We start from the raw sequence: 17,965 nt of genomic DNA, 5'->3' as shown, positions 1-17,965 counted from the left end.
CCCACCACGGCTCCCGACGTGCCGACGGATGATCCGGACGTCCGCAGACTCGTTCTCGGACACATCGAGCGGCGCAGACGAAACGGTCTGCGGGAGGCCGTGGAGCGCTCACTCGCCCAGCGGCTCCTGGGCGGCGAGTCCGCGGCCCGCCAGAACACCGCCAGCACGTCACCGCTCCAGGACACGGCGCAGGCGCTGTGAACCGCGGCAGGCGTGCGGTACCTCACCGCGCGCCTGCCCGGCACGCCGGTCCCGGCCGCCACCGCCCCTGGCGCTCAGCCAACGAATGACCATAAGATGTCTTAGCATCATGCGTTGCCATACATCTGGGTGCGCACCCGTCACAGGTGCCGGCGAATGGAGAAGTCGTGCGTACAACCACCCTCGGGCATACCGGAATCAAGGTCAGCCGTATCGCCCTGGGAACCATGATGCTGGGGGCCTGGGGCCAACGCGATCACGCGGAGGCGCAACGCCTGATCCACGAAGCCCTGGACGCCGGCGTGAACCTCATCGACACCGCCGACATGTACTCGGCCGGTGAGTGCGAACGCATCGTCGGCAAGGCGCTGCGCGGCCGGCGGGACGAGGTCGTCCTGGCGACCAAGGTTCACTTCCCCATGGGGGACGACCCCAACAGGCGCGGAAACTCGCGCAGATGGATCCGGCGCGCCGTCGAGGAGAGCCTGCGCCGCCTGGACACGGACCGCATCGACCTCTATCAGGTCCATCGCCCGGACCCTGACACCGATCTCGACGAGACCCTCTCGGTCATGTCCGACCTGGTCCGCGAAGGCAAGATCATGGCGATCGGAAGCTCGGACTTCCCAGCGGAACAGCTGGTGGAGGCGCGCTGGCTGGCCGAACGCCGCGGCCACATCCCCTTCCATACCGAACAGCCGCCGTACTCGATCTTCATGCGAGGCGTGGAGCGCGCCGTGCTGCCCACAGCTCAGCGGTACGGGGTGGGCGTGCTCACCTGGAGCCCGCTGGCCAGCGGATGGCTCTGCGGCAGGTACCGCGGCGGCGGTCCGCTGGAACTCAACGACTTCCGCAGCAACCTGATTCCCCACAAGTTCGACCTGGCCCTGCCCGGAAACGTCCGCAAGCTCCAGGTGGTCGAGGAATTGCTCAAACTGACCGCGGAAACCGGCATCCCCCTCACGCACCTGGCACTGGCCTTCGTCCTCAACCACCCGGCCGTGGACAGCGCCATCATCGGCCCGCGCACCCGGGAACAGCTCGCCGACCTGCTCGCAGCCGGCACGGTCGACCTCGAGGAAGCGGTCCTGGGCCGCATCGACGAGCTCGTCCCGCCGGGCACGGACCTGAATCCGTCCGATGCCGACTACACCCCGCCGCACCTTGCCGACGCCGCACTGCGACGGCGCCCTGCGTGAAAGGAGACAGCCATGCACGAAGAGGACGCCGGAGACGAGCGGGAGAGGACCGGAGCGCTCCTGGACCAGTGCGCCGTCTGCGGCATCTGCGGCCAGCCGTGCCGCCACGAGGACGCCACGCCCGACGAACCAGCCTCCTACCGCTGCCCCTCGGACTGCCAGCCGGCCATCACGGCCGCCGACCTGGAAAAGCGCGTCGGACAGGCCGTCATCGGGCGCCTGTACACACCGGCAGGGCTCGCACGTATGGCAGCCGCCGAGCAGCTCCTGCATCAGCTCGGATACGAACTGCCCCAGCCCGTTGCGCTGTCCCTGCCACATGCCGTGCGGCAATGGACGCGTGACTTCGACCAGGACACGCGAAAAGCCGTGGTCCGCGACTGGCTCCTGGCCGTGGTGCTGAATCCCCCACGCAGCCGGCACGAGGACGCGGAACTCTTCTTCGCCTGGCGCAGACCCCGCGACGGCATCTGAACTCCCCGCCGCAGGACGCCGAGCGCGCAGCAGGCATTCGATCTGGAACACCTCACAGCAGCCGTACACTGATAAGAGGTGCGCAGCTACCCTCCAAGGCATGGTGTCAGCTATGGAAAGTCGGATCGGGGACCACATCAAGCGGGTGGAGCAGGAGCTCACGTCCGCCAGGCACGCCGCCCTGAGACCCCTCCAGGTCAACGTCCCGCAGTACACCGTGCTGCGCGCCCTGCAGCGGGAGCCCGGACTGTCGGGCGCCGCACTGGCACGTCGCAGCATGGTGACCCCACAGACCATGTCGTCCGTACTGTCGAACCTGGAAGGCCGCGGCCTCGTCGAGCGCCGGCCCCACCCGATCCACCAGCACATCCTCGAAGCACGACTGACCCGCGCGGGCCACACCCTGGTCCGGCGCGCCGACGAGGTGGCCCAGGAAATCGAGGACCTCCTGACGAATCGGCTGGGCGAGGACGAGGCCAAGAGCTTCCTCACCCAGCTCGACCTCTGCTCACAGGCACTGGCGAAGTGGCAGCCTCGCGTCAAGGAAAAGAAATAGCCCTCGAGAGCGGTGCCCGGCGGGCCGCGTACGCCCCGCCCGGCACCGCCCTCAAGGGCACTGTGCATCAGGACGCCCGTCCTCGGCGCGCGGACCGTCCCGCCCGGCCCGAACCTCGCCAGGCTCTGGTGCCGACCGGCCAGCAGGCCCTCCCTCGTGCCGATCACCTCCCGGACCGGCGCGACGACGGTGCCACCCCGACCGGTGGACCAGCCGATCTCCTCACCCTCGCGCATCTCGTTGCCCTCCGGAGCCGGGCACCGAGCAGCAGCCCACCAGAGCGGCCCCGGCGACCGGGCCGGCCGGGCACTGCCACGTCGGCCGACCGGCGGGACGATCTTCTGGCTGACCAGCCCCGGAAGGGCCGTCCGCGGGAAGCGCGTCGCCGTCGCACAAGGAGCACCCGCACCCGGTCGAGGCCATCTCCCACCGTGTGTGGCCGCACCACCGCTTCCCGCTCAGCCCCCGCGAGGCCGAGAACCTCATGCCCGAACGCGGCACGACCGTCGCCTCCCATGAGACGATCCGCCGCTGGTACGCCACGTTCGGGCAGGCCCACACAGGCGCGCCGCGCCACCGGCACCCCCGGCCCGGTGACAAGCGGCACCTCGACGAGGCCTTCATCAAGACCAACGGGCGGTTGCCATACCCGTGACGGGCCGCCGACCAAAACGGCAACACCCTGGACATCCCGGCCCAGAACCGACGGGACAAGACCGCGGCCAGGCGTTACTTCCACAGGCCGATGAAGAGAGGGACGGGTGCGGCGGCGCGAGTGGCCGCCACCGACAAGCCCCGCCCCTACCGCGCCGCCCACCGCGAGATCATGCCCCGCGCCGAGCACCACCAGCCGAAGCACCCGAACAACCAGGCCCGAGAACAGCCACCAGCCCACCCCGCAGCATGAACGGGCGATGAAGAACTCCCGCTCCACGGGCGGGACCCAGCCCGCGGGCGGAGCCCAACCCGTGGGCAGGACCCAGCCCGCGGGCAGGACCCAGCGGTCCCTGCCCGCGTCCAGCGGCATCTCACCCCACTCCCGGCCCCGCCGCCACCAGACACCCACCCACGACCACCGAGCCGAGACGACCGTCCGCCTCACCGTCCGGGACCAGATCACCGGCGTCGCCGGCCTTGCCACCCCGGCCCGAGCACAGGCCCTGCCCCCAAACCCACCCCGCCCCGACACGCCGCCAGGCAGCCACACAGCCAACAACGTGACAACGCCCCCGCAAGAGATGCGGCCGGGCGAGCAAAAACGTACCGCCCGGCGCGCTGACGCTCACGGAACGTACAAGGCACGGTGTCCGCCCAGTCGAGTTGCGGCCCGTCCCGCGCGGGGCAACGGTTGAAGAGGGCGTCCCACCTCTCCCAACCAGTTGCCGAATGAACGAGGAGAAGGGACTTGGCCAAACGGGGGCGTGGCGGGCAGCACTGAGGCCGGATACGAGGCCGAGGGCAACGAGGCTCACCTGGTCGCCCGCACACAGACCGAGGTCGGCTCATACAACGCACCGGAGGAGGAGTCCTTCGTGACCCGCCGTTGGGTGACGGCGAGACTCGCCCGCTGACCACCCCGGAATCGTAGGGCCCGCCAGAGAGGGTCCACCGCTGCCCTGGACGGGGCGAGGTTGGAGCCACGAAACCGACTACGAGCGGGCACACCCAGATTGTCGCCGCCCGTGGCCGCTGCCACACCTTCCGGATGGCGTCAGCCCCGGCAGCCGTCTTGAATCATTTGCCATCTTTGCGCGGGAGGTCGAACCACAGTGAGAAGGCACGCTTCACACATCAGAACCGCGTTGGCTCTCGCCGCGGTCGGCGTTTTCTCAGCCGCCCTCGTCCCCGCCACCGCGTCGCAGGCCACGGCCGTCTCGGAGTGCGACAACGCCGCGGCTTACTACGACCGGAGCCCGGGAGGAGGCACCGGCACCCTCGGGACACGGCAGGCCCTGGTCTGCCTCATCAATGCCGAACGCGCACGGCACGGGCTGCCGGCGCTCACGTACAACCAGTCCCTGGCGAACGCGGCGTTTGCGCACACCGACCAGGCGGTGCGCCTGAAGTGGTGGACGCCCGGCAAGGACTCGCACACCAACCCTCAGACCGGCTCGACGCCACAGAGTCGTATCAAGGCCGCGGGCTACTGCCCGAACCCCCGGTCCTGGAAGGTCAGCGAGATCACCTACACCGGCTGGGGCGGCCGGGGCACACCACGGGCGGCCGTCAACTGGTGGGTGAACGTCAGCACATGGGGGCACCGCCAGATAGTCCTCGACCCCTCGCTGAGGGAAATCGGGCGCTGGGGCCTGGGAGGCGCGGCCGACCCGGCCGGCGCCGCCGCGAGCGCAGCGGGAACGTACGTCGTGACTTTCGGAAGCTGCCAGCCGGCCTGACGACACAGCCAAGACGGAGTCGCCCTGCTTGGTCGGGTCGGTCAAATGACGGCGCAACCACGATGGTTGGGGCTACTGGCGCGCCGCCGACAGGCGGCCGCCGAAGGTGGTGCCGGGATCGAGCGGCATGATCGCCATGTGCGCCCAGCCCCCGGCAGACCGGCTCGACCCCGAAAAACGTCACAGAGATAATCGATCACCGCGTCGGCCGAAAAAGGAGTCTGCCGGGCTACGGAAGCGCGGCGCGTCCTGAGGGGCACCTGGCGCCCTCAAGCGATTGGTGTTCTCCTCCCGGACCATCCGTCGCAGACTGGTGCACGCCGACGCCAGGTCCGATTCCAGGGTGCCCACGCGGGCGTGCAGCCGGTGGCTGTCACCGGTAGCCCGCTGCAGGCTGCCTTCGAACCGTTGGCTGTTCCGGGTGAGTTCGTCGACGCATTCGCTCACGTGCCTGGTGCCGAAGGCGTCGAGTTACTCTCCGCGCTGGTGCTGGACAGCCCGCCTCATCCGGTCTCTGTCTACCCTCAGGATCCGGATCTCCTGCCTGGCCAGCTCGAGTTCCGTGCGCAGCATCGCAGCGGTGCCGCGAGCGCGAGCGGGCGAGGGAATGGTGGAGTGCTGGCGTTGTTGCGCGCCCTCGATGCGCTCGCAGATACCTCCGGCGCAGGCAAGCCATGCGGAGACGCCGACGGCACGGGCGACCGCAGTGTGAGTGATCTTCTTGCCCTGTTGTTCCAGGATGGTGAGTGCGGTCAGGGCTCGCTGGCGTTTGTGGATGTCGTCACCCCTGGCTGCGCGATCATCTGCTGGCGACGACTGCATAACAGACTCTGCTAGGAGTTTTTCGCCGCCCGGGCCCGATGAGCCGCGACCGTCGTCCGGCTCGCGCACGCGTTGGAGCAGAACCGGCGCGTCCGGTTCCGTGACTGGTCCACGAAGTAGTTTCCGCACCCCGCGGCGCACCGCCCCAGCGTCACCGCCGGATCCCCGGCCGCGACAAGGGCGAGCTTGGCGGCGATCAGCTGGCCGACCCAGCGCTTGGCCGGGGTGCCGTTGCGGCTGAAGTGGATGTGCCAGCCGCCGAGGCCGTCGTGGTCGGACAGGTGCATTTCCGGCGGATAATCGCGCAGCAGACGGTGCACCGCTTCGGGGGCGGCGCCGTCGACCGACTGCGCCAGGGCCGTGCGCACGAGGTCCGGCAGCTCGCCGTAGTCACCGCCCGGCGGCGGAGTGACCTCGTGCTCTGCGAAGAACGCCGACCGACACCTTGACTGCTGTCGGCGTCCACCACAGCGCGGTGGCCGTCGATGCGGCCGCGGGCCCGGCCGTAATTCGCTTGCCCTGGCCAGGGGTCAACGCTGCACTGTGGCCAGACACCACGAGTCGTGGTGCCGGTATTTCGAGGAGGCAGCGGCGGCAATGGAGATTCGTTCCACGACCGATGAGGATCTTGACGTCTTCGTCGACACAGTCCATGCCGCGTTCGGGCGCTTCCCGGAAACCCCGATCGAGGGCGGCGGGCTCTGGTGGTCGGCGCTCGAAATGGACCGCTGCATGCTCGCCCTGACGGCGGACGGGCGGCCCGTCGGCACCGCCGCCGCGCACCCTTTCGAACTCACTCTGCCCGGTGAGACCCTCGTCCCGGCCTCCGGGGTGACCGCCGTCGGCGTCCTGCCCTCGCACCGGCGCCAGGGCGTGCTCAGCGCGATGATGCGTCATCAGCTCGCCGAGTTGCGGGCCCGCGGGGAGTTCCTTTCCGTGCTGCTAGCCTCTGAGGCCCCGATCTACGGCAGGTTCGGCTACGGACCTGCGACCTACACGGCGCGGCTGACAGTGCCGCGCCACAAGGCCGCCCTCGCCGTTGCCCGGGCGCGCGGAGTGGCCGGCACACCAGCGACCGGCTCGGACAACGGCTCGGTCGAGGTGCTGCGTCGTGCCGAGTGCGGAGAGATTCTGGAAGAGGTCTACGACCGGTACCGCCGCGCCCAGCCCGGCGCGCTGTCCCGGCCGCACCGCTGGTGGGCCCTGCGCGCGGGGCAGCCCCCGATCTCTCCGGCGCCGCGCTACGTCGCCGTTCACCGTGCCTCCGACGGCGTCCCGGACGGGTACGCCAGCTACTCGGTCGAGTCCACCACCCTGACGGTCGATGAGACCATCGCCACCGACGACGCCGTCTTCACGGCCCTGGCCCGGTTCGTACTCGGACACGACCTGGTCTCCCAGGTCGTGTTCCAGCACGTCCCGCCCGATCACCCGCTGCGCTGGCAGTTCGCGGACTTCCGCGCCGGCGAGGTGAGCGGCGGCATGGACTGGCTCTACGTGCGGCTGCTGGACGTCCCGCATGCGCTGACCACGCGCGGCTGGTTCATGGACGGCGAGATCGTCCTCGACATCGAGGACCTGTTCCTCGGCGAGCACGGCCGCTACCTGCTGACCGTCCAGGACGGCAAGGCCGACTGCGTCCCGACGGATCGGGAGCCCGACCTGTCCCTGGACATCAGCGATCTGGGCTCCATCTACCTCGGCGGCACTGCCCCGAGCACGCTCGTGCGTGCCGGACACATCCGGGCCCACCGCCCAGGCGCAGCCACCCTCGCTGACGCACTCTTCCGCGCCGAGCGCTCCCCCCACTGCCTGCACTGGTTCTGACCGCGCTCGCAGACCCCGCACAAGTCTCGTTCGTCGGCTACTCGTTCGGCCTGACGAACAGGCCGGAGACGAAGCAACGGGAGTACGCCGAGGGTCGGTTACTTTGCACCGTGGATCAGGGATAGGAGACCGGGACTGAGACCGGGCGGTCGGGTCCACGCCCGGCAGGTCATGCTGCTCGGAACCGGGATGGACAGCAGGGCCTTCCGGATGGACTGGCCTGTGGGGACCCGACTGTTCGAGGTCGACACGGCCCACCACCTGGCTCGAGAACCCGACCACAGCGGAAGCGAGCCTCCCCGGCTTCCTGAGAAGCCGTATCTCAACCGATCGTGGAACGTGCGGGTCGAACAGGTTTCCCGCCGGGGTGATCTTCCCGTTGTGCGCGTATGAAGGCAGGGTTATTCGGTAGCTCGGGGATGTGAATCTAACCGAGCAGTGCCGGGAGGCCTTGGTGTCGTTGTTGCACGCGTCCGAGCCCGTTCAGTTCAACTCGGCAGCTCCGTCGTGTGATTGGCGCATGTGTACGGCAACGCGGCCGACCGTCCGAACCGGGAACGCCGGTATCCCTCGGACGTGTCGGACGTGGAAGCCGTTGTTGACGTCGCGAAACTGCCAGAAGGGTGGCTCCTGTTCCTGCTGAAATAGTGCTCACACTTCATGTGATGCCCAACACAGGACGGGATTCATGTCCACAGCAACCACCACTTCCATCGACTCGCCTTCATTGCCGGCTCGATCACCATTGGTATCGTGGCTGGCGGTGATTTCGGTGATGTTGGGGATCTTCTCGATCGTCACCACCGAGATCCTGCCGATCGGCCTTTTGACCTCGATCGGCTCGAGTTTCACCATCTCCGATGGAATGGCTGGTCTGATGATGACCATGCCTGGTTTTCTGGCCGCGGTCTCGGCTCCCGTGGTAACTGTCGCCACAGGGCGCATCGATCGTCGGCTCATGCTGGGTACGTTTATTCTGTTGCTGGCATTGGCGAATTTCCTGGCCGCGGTTGCGCCGAGCTACTGGCTGGTCCTGGTCTCACGTGTATTGGTCGGGGTCACCATCGGTGGTTTCTGGTCCATCGGCGCGGGGCTGGCCAGCCGGCTGGTTCCTGCCGAATCGGTGGGCCGGGCAACCGCCGTGATCTTCTCCGCGGTGCCTCTCGGGTCCGTGCTCGGAGTCCCGCTGGGTACGTTCATCGGAGACGTTGCGGGGTGGCGTACCGCGTTTCTTATCATGGGGATTCTGACCCTCTGTGTCTTCGCCATGTTGCTCCTGGTGGTCCCGCCGCTGCCGGCCGATGAGCCGACTCGTCTGAGTACGCTCACGGGCATGCTTAGGAGTGTCAATACTCGGTTTGCCTTGGTGATGACGTTCCTTGTGGTGCTCGCCCACTTCGGCGCCTACACCTATGTCACTCCGTTCCTGGAGCAGGTGACTCATGTGAGCGCCGGGCTCATCACGGTCTATCTGCTCGTGTACGGAGCTGCAGGAATTGCCGGGAACTTCCTGGGCGGATCGGCTGTGGCGCGGTATCCGATGGGCACCTTCGCAGCCGCCGCCCTGATGATCGCCGGCGCGACTGTGCTGCTCCCGGTGCTCGGCAAGGATGATCTCGGCGCCGTGGCCCTGCTGGTTTTGTGGGGCGTTGCCTACGGTGCCGTGCCTGTCTGCTCGCAGACCTGGTTCGCCAAGGCCTCACCCGATTCACCCGAAGCCTCTTCCGTGCTCTTCACCGCCTCGTTCCAGGCCACCATTTCCATCGGGGCGCTGGTCGGAGGCGTCGTGGTTGACCACTCCTCCCCATCCATGGTCATGACGCTCGCTGGCACAGCCGCTGCCCTGATAGTGCTGGTCGCCTGGTCCCACTGCGCCCGGAAGATCCCGTGGCCTGACCCGGCCAAGCCGTAAATAGCCGCATCTCAACCGATCTTGGAACGTGCGGGTCGAACAGGGTTCCTGGTCGGGTGATCTTCCGGCGGTACGTGTATGAAGGCAGGGCCTCTTGGTAGCTCGGGGGTGCGACCCCATCCGAGCAGCTCCAGGAGGCCCTGTTGTCACATGTGTACGCGGTTGCGCCTGTCGACTTCAACCCGTCCGTCGTGTCGTGCGATTGCCTCGCGCACTTGTACGGCAACGCTGCCGATCATTCCGACCGGCAGCGCCGGTATCCGTCGGACATGACGGACGCGGAATGGGTGGCGGTGCGGCCCTTGCTGCCCACGCCTTCCTGGCTGGAGGGCCGGGGCGGGCAGCCCGAGGGCTACTGCCACCGTCAGATGCTGGACGCGATCCGCTACCTGGTCGCGGGCGGGATTTCCTGGCGGGCGATGCCCGCCGACTTCCCCGACTGGGCCCGGGTCCATGCCTTCTTCCGCCGCTGGCGCGAGAACGGTCTGGTCGCGGAGTTCCACGACCGGTTGCGTGGCCGGGTGCGGGAGCGCGAGGGGCGGGAGGCGGAGCCGACGGCGGGGATCATCGACGCGCAGTCGGTGAAGGCCGCCGCGACGGTGCCAGCCGCCTCACGCGGCTTCGACGGCGGGAAGCTGATCAATGGGCGGAAGCGGCACATCGTGACTGACTGCCTGGGCCTGCTGCTGGTCGTGGCCGTGACCGCCGCGAACATCGGGGACCGCGAGGCGGCCACCGGCCTGCTGACCCGGCTGCGTGAGCTGCACCGGGACATCTGCCTGGTCTGGGCCGACGGCGGCTACACCGGATCCCTCATCGACTGGGCCCGCGAGAAACTCGTCCTGGCCGTGGAAGTCGTCAAACGGACCGACGATACGAAGGGTTCGTGGTGCTGCCGAGGCGGTGGGTGGTCGAGCGGACCCTGGGCTGGTTGATGCACTCGCGGCGTTTGTGCCGGGACTACGAGACGCTGCCCGCGACCAGCGAGGCGGTGATCCAGTGGTCGATGATCACGCGGATGGGTCGCCGCCTGGCGAGGCCACGAGCCTGCGGCCAGCACTGAACGCGCCCGACGTCTCCTGGAGCAACCAGCCCCGCTCGGCCAGGCGTTTCGCCTTCGACCGCACTCCCTCGACCATCGCCGCCGCCTCGGTCCCGAGGGCCGCCGCGATGTCCTTGGCCCGCGCCGGCTCGAGACCCGGCCGGTCCTGAAGCACGGTCAAGATCCGCTGATTGTCCGGCGAGAGCACCGACACCGACAGCCCCTCCCGCCAGTGCGGCACGATCGCACCCGGCACCGCCGCGGACGCAGGCGCGGGGACGAGAGCCGTTTCGCTCTCGCCCTCGGCCTCCGTGACGCTTGTGGTCTCGGCGGCGGATGCGGCCAGGGCCTCGACGAGTTCCTCGCGCGCGATCACCCGCCGGTCCAGCTCGATCTCACCGGCCTCCAAGGCCGCAACCGCACGGGCCGCCTCCTCCCGCAGGACCTCCACCCGCTCGCGGGCAGACGCTTCCCGCGCCTCCAGCAACCTCAGCATCGACGCCATCGCACACCCTCGACGAACAATCGGAAACAGAACGCCGGATGCCTCCCTCACTCCGACCAAAACCATGCCTGATCAGCAAAAATCAAGCGATCATGTTCGGTTTAGATACGGCTTCTGACGGCTTCCCCGTCACGGCGTTCGGTGCGTTGGCTGCTCGTACCGACCGCCGAGCCGAAGACTTCGCTCGTTGTGGCTTGACCGCCAGCTGAATCCAGCGGCTGAAGTCCCTGGCCTCCGCCCGGGTCGCTTGTTCCCAAGAAACGCCCACTGCCTGCAGGAACCGCCACCACCGGAGCACATCCATCCCGTAGGAACGGACCGTCAACGGCGCCTTCCCCGCCGCCAGCAACTCCTGGAAGTAGACCGCGACCGCTTCCACGGTCGCACCGTCCGGGTCGACGAGCCGATACGGCTCGTACCGATCGCCGGTCTCCACCAGGCGGCCCCATCGAGGAACCACCAACGTCGCCAGATCCCGCTCGGGAGCATCGTCTATCACGACCGGTGACCGTAGCGACCGCACGCAGCATCCGCTCCCTGAACTGCCCAATCCCCACTGCTCGTTCAGTCAACGGGGCATCCGCTGTCCCGTCCTGCGGATCAACCCCGACATGATCCCCAGGCTGAACGTGATCGAGCAGGACCTGATTGACCGCCGGGCCCGTGCCGAACACGAAGGATGGAAAGGCGAAATCGAAGGCATCGACCTGACTCTCTCCCTCCTGCGGCAAAAGCATGCCGAGGCCCTGCGGCTGTCCGGTCACCCGCGTACTGTCCACCTGGGGATGCCCTCCGCCGCTCCGTGACAGCCACTGCGCGCAGGTTGCCTGGCAGGACGGATCATTGTCTCTGCGGAGCTCAGAAGCCGAAGGAGTTGTGCGGTTCGGGGTCGGTCCAGAACATTCGAGCAAGCTGTCCGATCGCGCCGTCGGTGTGCGGAGTGATATGGCCCGCATACGCCAGGTGGTGCGCCGACATGCCACCGAAGTAGAGCGAGCTGAGCGCTGAGAGCCTGATAGTCAGGTCCGCCGTCTCGTCGGTCGGAACACACGTCACCACGGGGCCGTCTGCTCTCAGATGCCATGTCCTGTTGTTCGCCCGGCACATCTGGTCGTCGTCGATGGTGAACCTCAGCTCGCCGGGCGTGAGATACGAGCGTTGCGTCAGGGCTCCGGGGACATCAAGAAGGCGCGCCCAGAGGTTATCCGCCTGGCGAGTGACGCGCATCGCCCGCGGGTTCGTGAGCATCCACCGCAGGGGTTCGTCGCGCGGACGACCGGCCGCCACGACGCTCTTGGTGAGGTCGAAGTCGATCAGCAATCCCCACAACGCCCGGTAGGCCACAGCGTTCGTCGCCTCCAGGGCTTCCACCACGAGCGTTCCCGCACGATCCGCAGTCGGAGACCACGGCAGTCGGAAGTTGGCGATGCCGTCCACATCGCCGCGCTGGTCGCGGTGGGCGAGAAAGCGCAGCGGTCCGTTTGTGCCGTCCGCTTCGTCGGACAGCCCGTCCCAGCGCCCGGGGAGAGGACTCAGCTCCCCGACGCGGTGTACACGCACGTTCGCATGCACCGGGGGCCAGGCCTTCTTCGCCTGCGCGGCGTCGACCAGCTCCAGCGACCCGGGGTCCGGCTCTGCCGGAAGGAGGGCCGCTTCGTGACGGGCCAGCTCCCACCGGGTACGGTAGGTCGCGGGCGAGAACCCGAACCTTCCGTAGATGCTGCCCTCGCTCGCGCTGAGCATCGCCAACGGCTCGCCTCGCTCCAGGGCCGCCTCGAACATGGCCTGCATCATCTGGCGCAGGTAACCGCGCCGGCGATGTGTCGCGATCACTCCGGTAGCAGTGACGCCAGCCATCCTCCCCGTTCCCCCGCCGGGGACCGTCACCTCGAAGGAGATAGTCGCTGATGCGCCGACACACCTGCCGTCGACGAATGTCGCGATCGGGTGGAAGGACTCGTCCTTGATGTCGGCTGCCGCCAACTTCTCGAGCTGCTCCGCGCTCGCAGGCGTGCGCTGTGGGGGCCACGGCTCGGGGCCGCCGTGCCACGCGGCGTCCGCAGGCTCCCAGCTCGGTAATCCGTTCGCGAACGGCAATGCCCGGTAGTACGCAGCCATCTCGTCTCGCCGCGGCGGACGGACCTCAGTCACCATGCCGGACATTGCATCCACCACCCTCACAGGAGAGCAACCGAATATCTGCTCAGACACCCCATGTCGTTTGGTGTCAAGCTGCATGGGGTTCGGGGTGTGCGTGGTGCGACCAGGCGGTCGCTTCGTCGTAGAAGGTTCGGGTCTTGAGGCAGCCGTGGAGGATGCCGACGAGGCGGTTGCCGACCTGGCGTAGGGCGGGGTTGTAGCCGGCCTCGCGGGCGCGCTGCTTGTCGTAGTAGTGGCGGGCGCCGGGTGAGGCGTGCAGGGCGGAGAACGCCTGACGCTGGAGGGCGTCGGCGAGCCGGTTGTTGCGGATGTAGCGGGCCTGGACGGTGTGGCTCTTGCCGGAGGCGCGGGTGACGGGGCTGGTGCCGGCGTAGTTCTTGCGTGCCTTGGCGGACGCGTAGCGGGCGGGGTCGTCCCCGAACTCGGCGAGCACCCGCGTGCCGGTGATCACCCCGATGCCGGGCATCGAGAGGTAGATCTCAGCGTCCGGGTGCGCGAGAAAATGCGCCTTCACCTGCGCTTCCAGCTCGGTTATCTGCTCGTTCAGGGCGACCAGCAGCTTCGCGTGGGCGGTGGCGGTGGCCGCGTAGGCCGCGGTCACCGGCTCAGGCAGGCCGAGGTGCTGCTCGCGCATCGCGGTCTGGATCGTGGCGGCCTTGGCGCTCCGGTTGTGTCGGCGGTAGCGGGCCAGGACGACGGTGATCTGCGCGCAGGTCAGCTTCGCCGCTGCGGCGGGTGTAGGCGCCTTGATCAGTAGCTCCAGTGCGTCCGGGCTGGTCAGTTCCAGGTCCGCGTAAGCGTTCAGGGCGGCGGGAAAGTACTCGCGCAGCGTGTTGCGCAGCCGCTGGAAGGTACGGGTGCGTTCCCAGATGAGGGTCTGGTGGGCGCGGGCGACGACCTTGACGGCCTGGGCCTGTTCGCTGTCCCCGGCGACCGGCCGCAGCTGGTCGCGGTCGATGCGGACCATGTCGGCCAGCGCATGCGCGTCACCCTTGTCGCTCTTGGCGCCGGAGGTGCCGTACCGCTCCTTGAACCGCGCGGCCTGCCGGGGGTTGAGGGCGTAGACCTGGTAGCCGGAGGCGAGCAGGGCCTGTACCCAGGGGCCGCGGTCGGTCTCGATGCCGACGATCACATCGGTGGCATCGAGGTCGTCGCCGCCGTGCCTCGCGATGAGTTCGTGAAGCTTGGTGATGCCCTCCACGCCCTCGGGCAGTCTCGCGGCGGCCAGTTTGCGGCCGGTCGCGTCCTGGACCTCGACATCGTGGTGGTCCTCGGCCCAGTCGTCGCCGATGAGAATCAACTCGCCCTCCCGGTCAGGTAGTTCACTCGGGCAGCCTGCGGAAGACGCGGCACGCTCCCTAATGGATCCAGTGCTCACGCTCTGCTCGGCGGGCACGCCACCCCATCAGCGGTCTGGCCTTCCGGCCGACCGGCAGGGGCACGGTCTGACCACAGAAGTCGGATGCTTCCGGGCTTGTGAGTGCTCACCTGTCGGCGGCTACGGCACCGAGTCTCTCCGACCCGGCAGCTCCCATTAGGGCTTGTCCTTCAGCGGGATAGCCAGGGAGGCGAGGGCGGGGGGAGCAGGATTTGGAGCGGTCAGACCTTGAAGAACTGAGCCTGCGGCAGCCTCGTGCTGATCGTCGACACCGCGTTTGCCCCTACCTGGTCCGCCCTGCGTTGTACTCCTACTGCCTCCGCGATGAGGGCGATTCACACCCAGCCCGGCAGCATCACAATCGGTTCTCGAACCGTCGGGAGCCGACATCCGTCCGAGTCCTGCCCAGCCTGGGCAGGACGGAGATCTACCCAGATTTACCCCCTCCCGCCAGCCCGCTGGCACAGGCACCGTCTTGAAGATCAAAGGTTGGTGCAGTTAAGGTCGAAGATCAGACACGCGGACACAGTCGAAGCGGCTGTGGTCGGCTTCACCGGAACGGCCCGACACCCGAATGCACTCGCCGTACGACTCCCCGGCGGCCGCGTGGCGGCTGTCCCAGCGGCTGACCATGGCGCTCGCCTCCGTCATCGCCCCGCGCCTGGCCCCCGAGTCCGGGCGGGTGTTCACGAAGGCCGGCGACTCCTACACCCCCGCCGGGGGCGACATCGTCGTCGCGGAGGTCGTGGCAGGCACGACCCGGCACGCGGTCATCACCGTGGTGAGACTTCATTTGAGGGCCGTCAGGTAGTAGCCGGTGATCCGGCGGCTGCCCCGCTGGGTCTGGGACGTCTCGTGGACGTAGCCGACCGGGATCTCGTACCGGCGGGAGGACCGCTGGTAGTCGCGGACCTGGACGGTCCTGGCCCCGGGCTTATAACTGTCAGCGATCACGGTCTCGTCGGCCCACCACCGCACGTAGTGCAGACCTGCTTGATCTCGATTCGGTGCACGGCGTCCCCTTCGGCGGACAGTCTTTGGATCCCCCGACCGTAACGGCTGGTCACCGCCGAAGCCGAGGTTAGGGGGTTCGTAGCGAGCCATCAATGCGCCCTGGTTCAGAGGCATCCAGCGGCGGGGCTGCGGTCGGCGCCGTGGCCATGCCGATGGGCTGGCGCAGGTCCAGGTAGCAGCGCAGCCGTACACCGGGCTGCCCGACGTCCCGCGTCGTCCGCTCCGCTGTCGAGGTAGCCCAGTGTTCGGCGAGCAGCTGCTGGAAGGCGAGCGCGGTGTCGTCGTCGGCGGCCGCGACGTCGACAACGACCAGGCCCGGTCGGCTTACGTGCGTCTCGTTGATCGGGTCCGTGTACGTCACTACGCCGGACTCCCAAGAGGAGTTCCGCTGGTGCAGTGTCTTCACCCGACCGAGTTACGCCGGGGCTGTCAGCCGAAGTCGAGCGTGTCCTTGGGTGTCTGGGTGGCCGTGATCTCTTGCCGGCGACGGTAGTTCCGGCATGCGCTCTCGAGGAACGGCACCGCCCAGGTGTCACTCACCGGCTGCCCGGCGGTCAGGGGCTGTCGCCACCCCAGTCCCAGCAGGCCGGGTCGCCAGGGCGCGGGCCGTACAGCGCCTACCCGCCAGCGCCTACCGGGCGGTGCTGTCGGCGAGCGTCGACCAGCCCCTCCTATCCGACGACCCGCACGTCCAGTGCCTTCGCAGGCGAGCGCGGCGGGCGCGCATGCGCTGTTCGGTATCCCGGTCAGGAGGAGGCGAGTACACCAGTGATCTCCCGCAACTGGGCGGCGGTCAGAGAGGGGTGGGCGACGGCGACGGCCGCCTCCTTCCAGTGTGGCGCACTGGAAGGAGGCGGCTCTGAGAACGTCCGCAGGCACTCACGTCCGGCCGCGCCTGCGAGCTGTCGCGGCGATCAGGAGACCGTCACCGGATAGGTCGCGGTCTCCATAAACGCCTGGTCGGGAGTGAGGACGAGGGTCTGCGCGCCGTCGGCGGCGGTCTCGATCTCCGTCGCCACCTGCTCCTGGTGCGCGGATTCACCGGAGGCCGGATCCTTGCTCGCGTCCCACATCATCGGCGCGGGGGCCTCGGCCACCAGCTTGCCGTCGGAGTCCTTCAGCAAGAGGTGCCCCGAGTCGGCCTGGGACACCTTCAAGCCGTGCAGGCTGAGCGGGATGCGGTAGGACGTGGTGTTACCGGCGGGCTGCTGCGCGAGCGTCAGGTTCTCGGAGAATCCCTGCGCGAGCGCGGTGACCGACAGGGTCTGTCCGCTGCCCAGATCGTAAGTGGCGGTGCTGTCCTTCACTTTGGGGGCGGGCAGCTTGTCCTCCCAGCCCAGCCCGAAGGACTCCTGCCCCTTCGTCACCGACGCAAGCTGCGTGTCCCCGCCGTCGGAGACCGCGACGTCCGCAACCACAGCGGCCGGCGTAAGATCGGCACCGGTGTCGGACAGCGACGTGTCGATGTCCTTCCACACCCCGCCCTGCCGCACGCGGACCGGCCCGGCGAACGCCTCCGTCTGCGACTCCCCGCTGGGCAGCGCATACGTCGTCGAGTCCGACGACCGCGCCGACAGCACTTCGATCTTCCGGTTCTGCAGACGGGCCATCAGCACAGCAGATGCTTCGTCCTGCGCCTCGGCGGGGCCCAAAGCTCCTGCCGAATCGGACGCCGCCTCAGCTGCCACCGTCGTGCCCGTGGCCGCTGCGAAAGCCGTCCCACTGGCCTCGGACACCAACGCGGCATCGGCCGCAAGCAGCAGCACCACCCCCACGGCTATCTGCCGCAGCCGCCGCGCTTGATGTCCGCGGTCCACCCATGGTCTGCCACAGGTCACAGGTCTGTGACGCATGATCAGCTCCCTCCCTCACACCCCGCAACACGGGAGTAAACAGAAACGAGCTGATCTTCACAGACGCTGCGCAACGCAAACATGACGACCATCAGGAAATCCATGCAAAATCAAGGAAATGCCAAGGGGTGGAAAAGGGATCGCGCGGCCCCGACTCCCAGAAATTTCACTATTGGGTGTATTGCGCACTTTGACGGTCATGCCACTTGTCGTGAAGCTGTAAATCAACACCTCGGCAGCGTCTCAAGATTTTTCCAGGCAATGAAGGAAGAAGTGCATTAAATATTATGACTCCAGCATATCTTCCCTGGGGTCAGAACGACGGCGCCAGAACAGCAGCAGCGTGTCCAGCGGGCCACCGACCAGTTCGCGGTCCGGACGCGGTCCTGGGTGGCCGGGGTCGGTGCCGTAAACGCGCCCCGGCCACCTCGGTTTGCGGACGGACGGTCGGGGTGCAAGGCATGGGGCTGTGACGTGGACGCTGCCGGAACCGATGCTCGCCGCCCCTGTCTCCGACCCGGTGCTGCTGCCGGGGTGGGCGGGGGGAGCCGAAGTTATGGACAGGGTTCGCGCATATCCGTAGTCCGCAGCTGGCCAGGGTGGGCCGTGACCCAGCGGGTGGTGAC

Annotated in this window: 21 protein-coding genes and 2 pseudogenes; 15 read left to right on the top strand and 8 right to left on the bottom strand. The window is 68.1% G+C overall.

The features are described from left to right. Nucleotides 1-18: 18 nt before the first annotated feature. The 8 genes and pseudogenes from OG734_RS46985 (at nucleotide 19) to OG734_RS46945 (ending at nucleotide 5,663) form a co-directional block, all read left to right on the top strand. Nucleotides 19-201, top strand: a complete 183-nt coding sequence (locus OG734_RS46985) for a hypothetical protein (RefSeq protein WP_330293501.1) — start codon at nucleotides 19-21, stop codon at nucleotides 199-201. 167 nt (nucleotides 202-368) lie between these two features. Further along, nucleotides 369-1,400, top strand: a complete 1,032-nt coding sequence (locus OG734_RS46980; RefSeq protein ID WP_330293500.1) for an aldo/keto reductase — start codon at nucleotides 369-371, stop codon at nucleotides 1,398-1,400. 12 nt (nucleotides 1,401-1,412) lie between these two features. Further along, nucleotides 1,413-1,874 (top strand): hypothetical protein, encoded by a 462-nt coding sequence (locus tag OG734_RS46975; protein WP_330293499.1) that lies wholly within the window; start codon nucleotides 1,413-1,415, stop codon nucleotides 1,872-1,874. 112 nt (nucleotides 1,875-1,986) lie between these two features. Then, entirely contained in the window at nucleotides 1,987-2,430 is a 444-nt protein-coding gene (locus tag OG734_RS46970; RefSeq protein ID WP_330293498.1) for a MarR family winged helix-turn-helix transcriptional regulator, read from the top strand. Nucleotides 2,431-2,851: 421 nt separating this feature from the next. Beyond that, a pseudogene (locus OG734_RS48270) lies at nucleotides 2,852-3,578 on the top strand (IS6 family transposase); the annotation flags it as partial. Between the two features lie 273 nt (nucleotides 3,579-3,851). Beyond that, a complete protein-coding gene (locus tag OG734_RS46955) occupies nucleotides 3,852-4,001 on the top strand; it encodes a hypothetical protein (protein WP_330293496.1) in 150 nt (49 codons plus the stop codon). Nucleotides 4,002-4,232: 231 nt separating this feature from the next. Beyond that, the gene (locus OG734_RS46950; RefSeq protein WP_330293495.1) at nucleotides 4,233-4,826 is read left to right on the top strand and encodes a CAP domain-containing protein; all 594 of its coding nucleotides are present in this window, start codon (nucleotides 4,233-4,235) and stop codon (nucleotides 4,824-4,826) included. Between the two features lie 357 nt (nucleotides 4,827-5,183). Next, on the top strand, nucleotides 5,184-5,663 hold the full coding sequence (locus OG734_RS46945; protein WP_330293494.1) for a hypothetical protein: 480 nt from the start codon (nucleotides 5,184-5,186) through the stop codon (nucleotides 5,661-5,663). Here OG734_RS46945 and OG734_RS46940 read toward each other — a convergent pair. Further along, on the bottom strand, nucleotides 5,660-6,016 hold the full coding sequence (locus tag OG734_RS46940; RefSeq protein WP_330293493.1) for a CGNR zinc finger domain-containing protein: 357 nt from the start codon (nucleotides 6,014-6,016) through the stop codon (nucleotides 5,660-5,662). The genes OG734_RS46945 and OG734_RS46940 overlap by 4 nt on opposite strands. 229 nt (nucleotides 6,017-6,245) lie before the next feature. Here OG734_RS46940 and OG734_RS46935 point away from each other — a divergent pair, with 229 nt between their 5' ends. From OG734_RS46935 to OG734_RS46915, 5 genes and pseudogenes are all read left to right on the top strand, one after another. Continuing rightward, nucleotides 6,246-7,475 carry a GNAT family N-acetyltransferase gene (locus tag OG734_RS46935; protein WP_330293492.1) on the top strand — a complete coding sequence of 410 codons (1,230 nt, stop codon included), beginning with the start codon at nucleotides 6,246-6,248 and terminating at the stop codon, nucleotides 7,473-7,475. 162 nt (nucleotides 7,476-7,637) lie between these two features. Beyond that, nucleotides 7,638-7,730 (top strand): annotated as a pseudogene (locus tag OG734_RS46930) (class I SAM-dependent methyltransferase); the annotation flags it as partial. Between the two features lie 433 nt (nucleotides 7,731-8,163). Next, entirely contained in the window at nucleotides 8,164-9,387 is a 1,224-nt protein-coding gene (locus OG734_RS46925) for an MFS transporter (RefSeq protein ID WP_330293491.1), read from the top strand. A gap of 269 nt (nucleotides 9,388-9,656) precedes the next feature. Further along, nucleotides 9,657-10,322 (top strand): IS5 family transposase, encoded by a 666-nt coding sequence (locus tag OG734_RS46920; RefSeq protein WP_330293490.1) that lies wholly within the window; start codon nucleotides 9,657-9,659, stop codon nucleotides 10,320-10,322. Next, nucleotides 10,208-10,450, top strand: coding sequence for a transposase (locus tag OG734_RS46915; protein WP_443065139.1), 243 nt, complete (start codon nucleotides 10,208-10,210; stop codon nucleotides 10,448-10,450). Before OG734_RS46920 ends, OG734_RS46915 begins: the two co-directional genes overlap by 115 nt. On the opposite strand, the gene OG734_RS46910 is transcribed toward OG734_RS46915, so the two are convergent. Continuing rightward, complete coding sequence (locus OG734_RS46910; protein ID WP_330293488.1) at nucleotides 10,398-10,934, bottom strand: hypothetical protein; 537 nt, start codon at nucleotides 10,932-10,934, stop codon at nucleotides 10,398-10,400. The two genes, OG734_RS46915 and OG734_RS46910, sit on opposite strands and share 53 nt — an antisense overlap. Before the next feature lie 82 nt (nucleotides 10,935-11,016). Beyond that, entirely contained in the window at nucleotides 11,017-11,433 is a 417-nt protein-coding gene (locus OG734_RS46905) for a site-specific integrase (protein WP_330293487.1), read from the bottom strand. A gap of 112 nt (nucleotides 11,434-11,545) precedes the next feature. Here OG734_RS46905 and OG734_RS46900 point away from each other — a divergent pair, with 112 nt between their 5' ends. Beyond that, entirely contained in the window at nucleotides 11,546-11,740 is a 195-nt protein-coding gene (locus tag OG734_RS46900; RefSeq protein WP_330293486.1) for a recombinase, read from the top strand. Nucleotides 11,741-11,792: 52 nt separating this feature from the next. On the opposite strand, the gene OG734_RS46895 is transcribed toward OG734_RS46900, so the two are convergent. Further along, a complete protein-coding gene (locus OG734_RS46895) occupies nucleotides 11,793-13,172 on the bottom strand; it encodes a GNAT family N-acetyltransferase (protein WP_330293485.1) in 1,380 nt (459 codons plus the stop codon). Further along, nucleotides 13,162-14,394: an IS110 family transposase gene (locus OG734_RS46890; RefSeq protein ID WP_330293484.1), complete on the bottom strand. Its 1,233-nt coding sequence runs from the start codon at nucleotides 14,392-14,394 to the stop codon at nucleotides 13,162-13,164. Before OG734_RS46890 ends, OG734_RS46895 begins: the two co-directional genes overlap by 11 nt. 652 nt (nucleotides 14,395-15,046) lie before the next feature. Here OG734_RS46890 and OG734_RS46885 point away from each other — a divergent pair. After that, nucleotides 15,047-15,283, top strand: coding sequence for a hypothetical protein (locus OG734_RS46885; protein WP_330293483.1), 237 nt, complete (start codon nucleotides 15,047-15,049; stop codon nucleotides 15,281-15,283). On the opposite strand, the gene OG734_RS46880 is transcribed toward OG734_RS46885, so the two are convergent. From OG734_RS46880 to OG734_RS46870, 3 genes are all read right to left on the bottom strand, one after another. Further along, nucleotides 15,262-15,450, bottom strand: coding sequence for a hypothetical protein (locus OG734_RS46880; protein ID WP_330293482.1), 189 nt, complete (start codon nucleotides 15,448-15,450; stop codon nucleotides 15,262-15,264). The genes OG734_RS46885 and OG734_RS46880 overlap by 22 nt on opposite strands. Before the next feature lie 103 nt (nucleotides 15,451-15,553). Then, nucleotides 15,554-15,892: a DUF6207 family protein gene (locus OG734_RS46875; protein ID WP_330293481.1), complete on the bottom strand. Its 339-nt coding sequence runs from the start codon at nucleotides 15,890-15,892 to the stop codon at nucleotides 15,554-15,556. Nucleotides 15,893-16,400: 508 nt separating this feature from the next. Then, entirely contained in the window at nucleotides 16,401-17,339 is a 939-nt protein-coding gene (locus OG734_RS46870) for a hypothetical protein (RefSeq protein ID WP_330293480.1), read from the bottom strand. Nucleotides 17,340-17,965 lie beyond the last annotated feature (626 nt).

The sequence above is a fragment of the Streptomyces sp. NBC_00576 genome (assembly GCF_036345175.1).
Classification (GTDB): domain Bacteria; phylum Actinomycetota; class Actinomycetes; order Streptomycetales; family Streptomycetaceae; genus Streptomyces.
The sequence above is the reverse complement of the archived record's forward strand: the minus strand, read 5'-3'. Positions and strand labels throughout refer to the sequence as shown.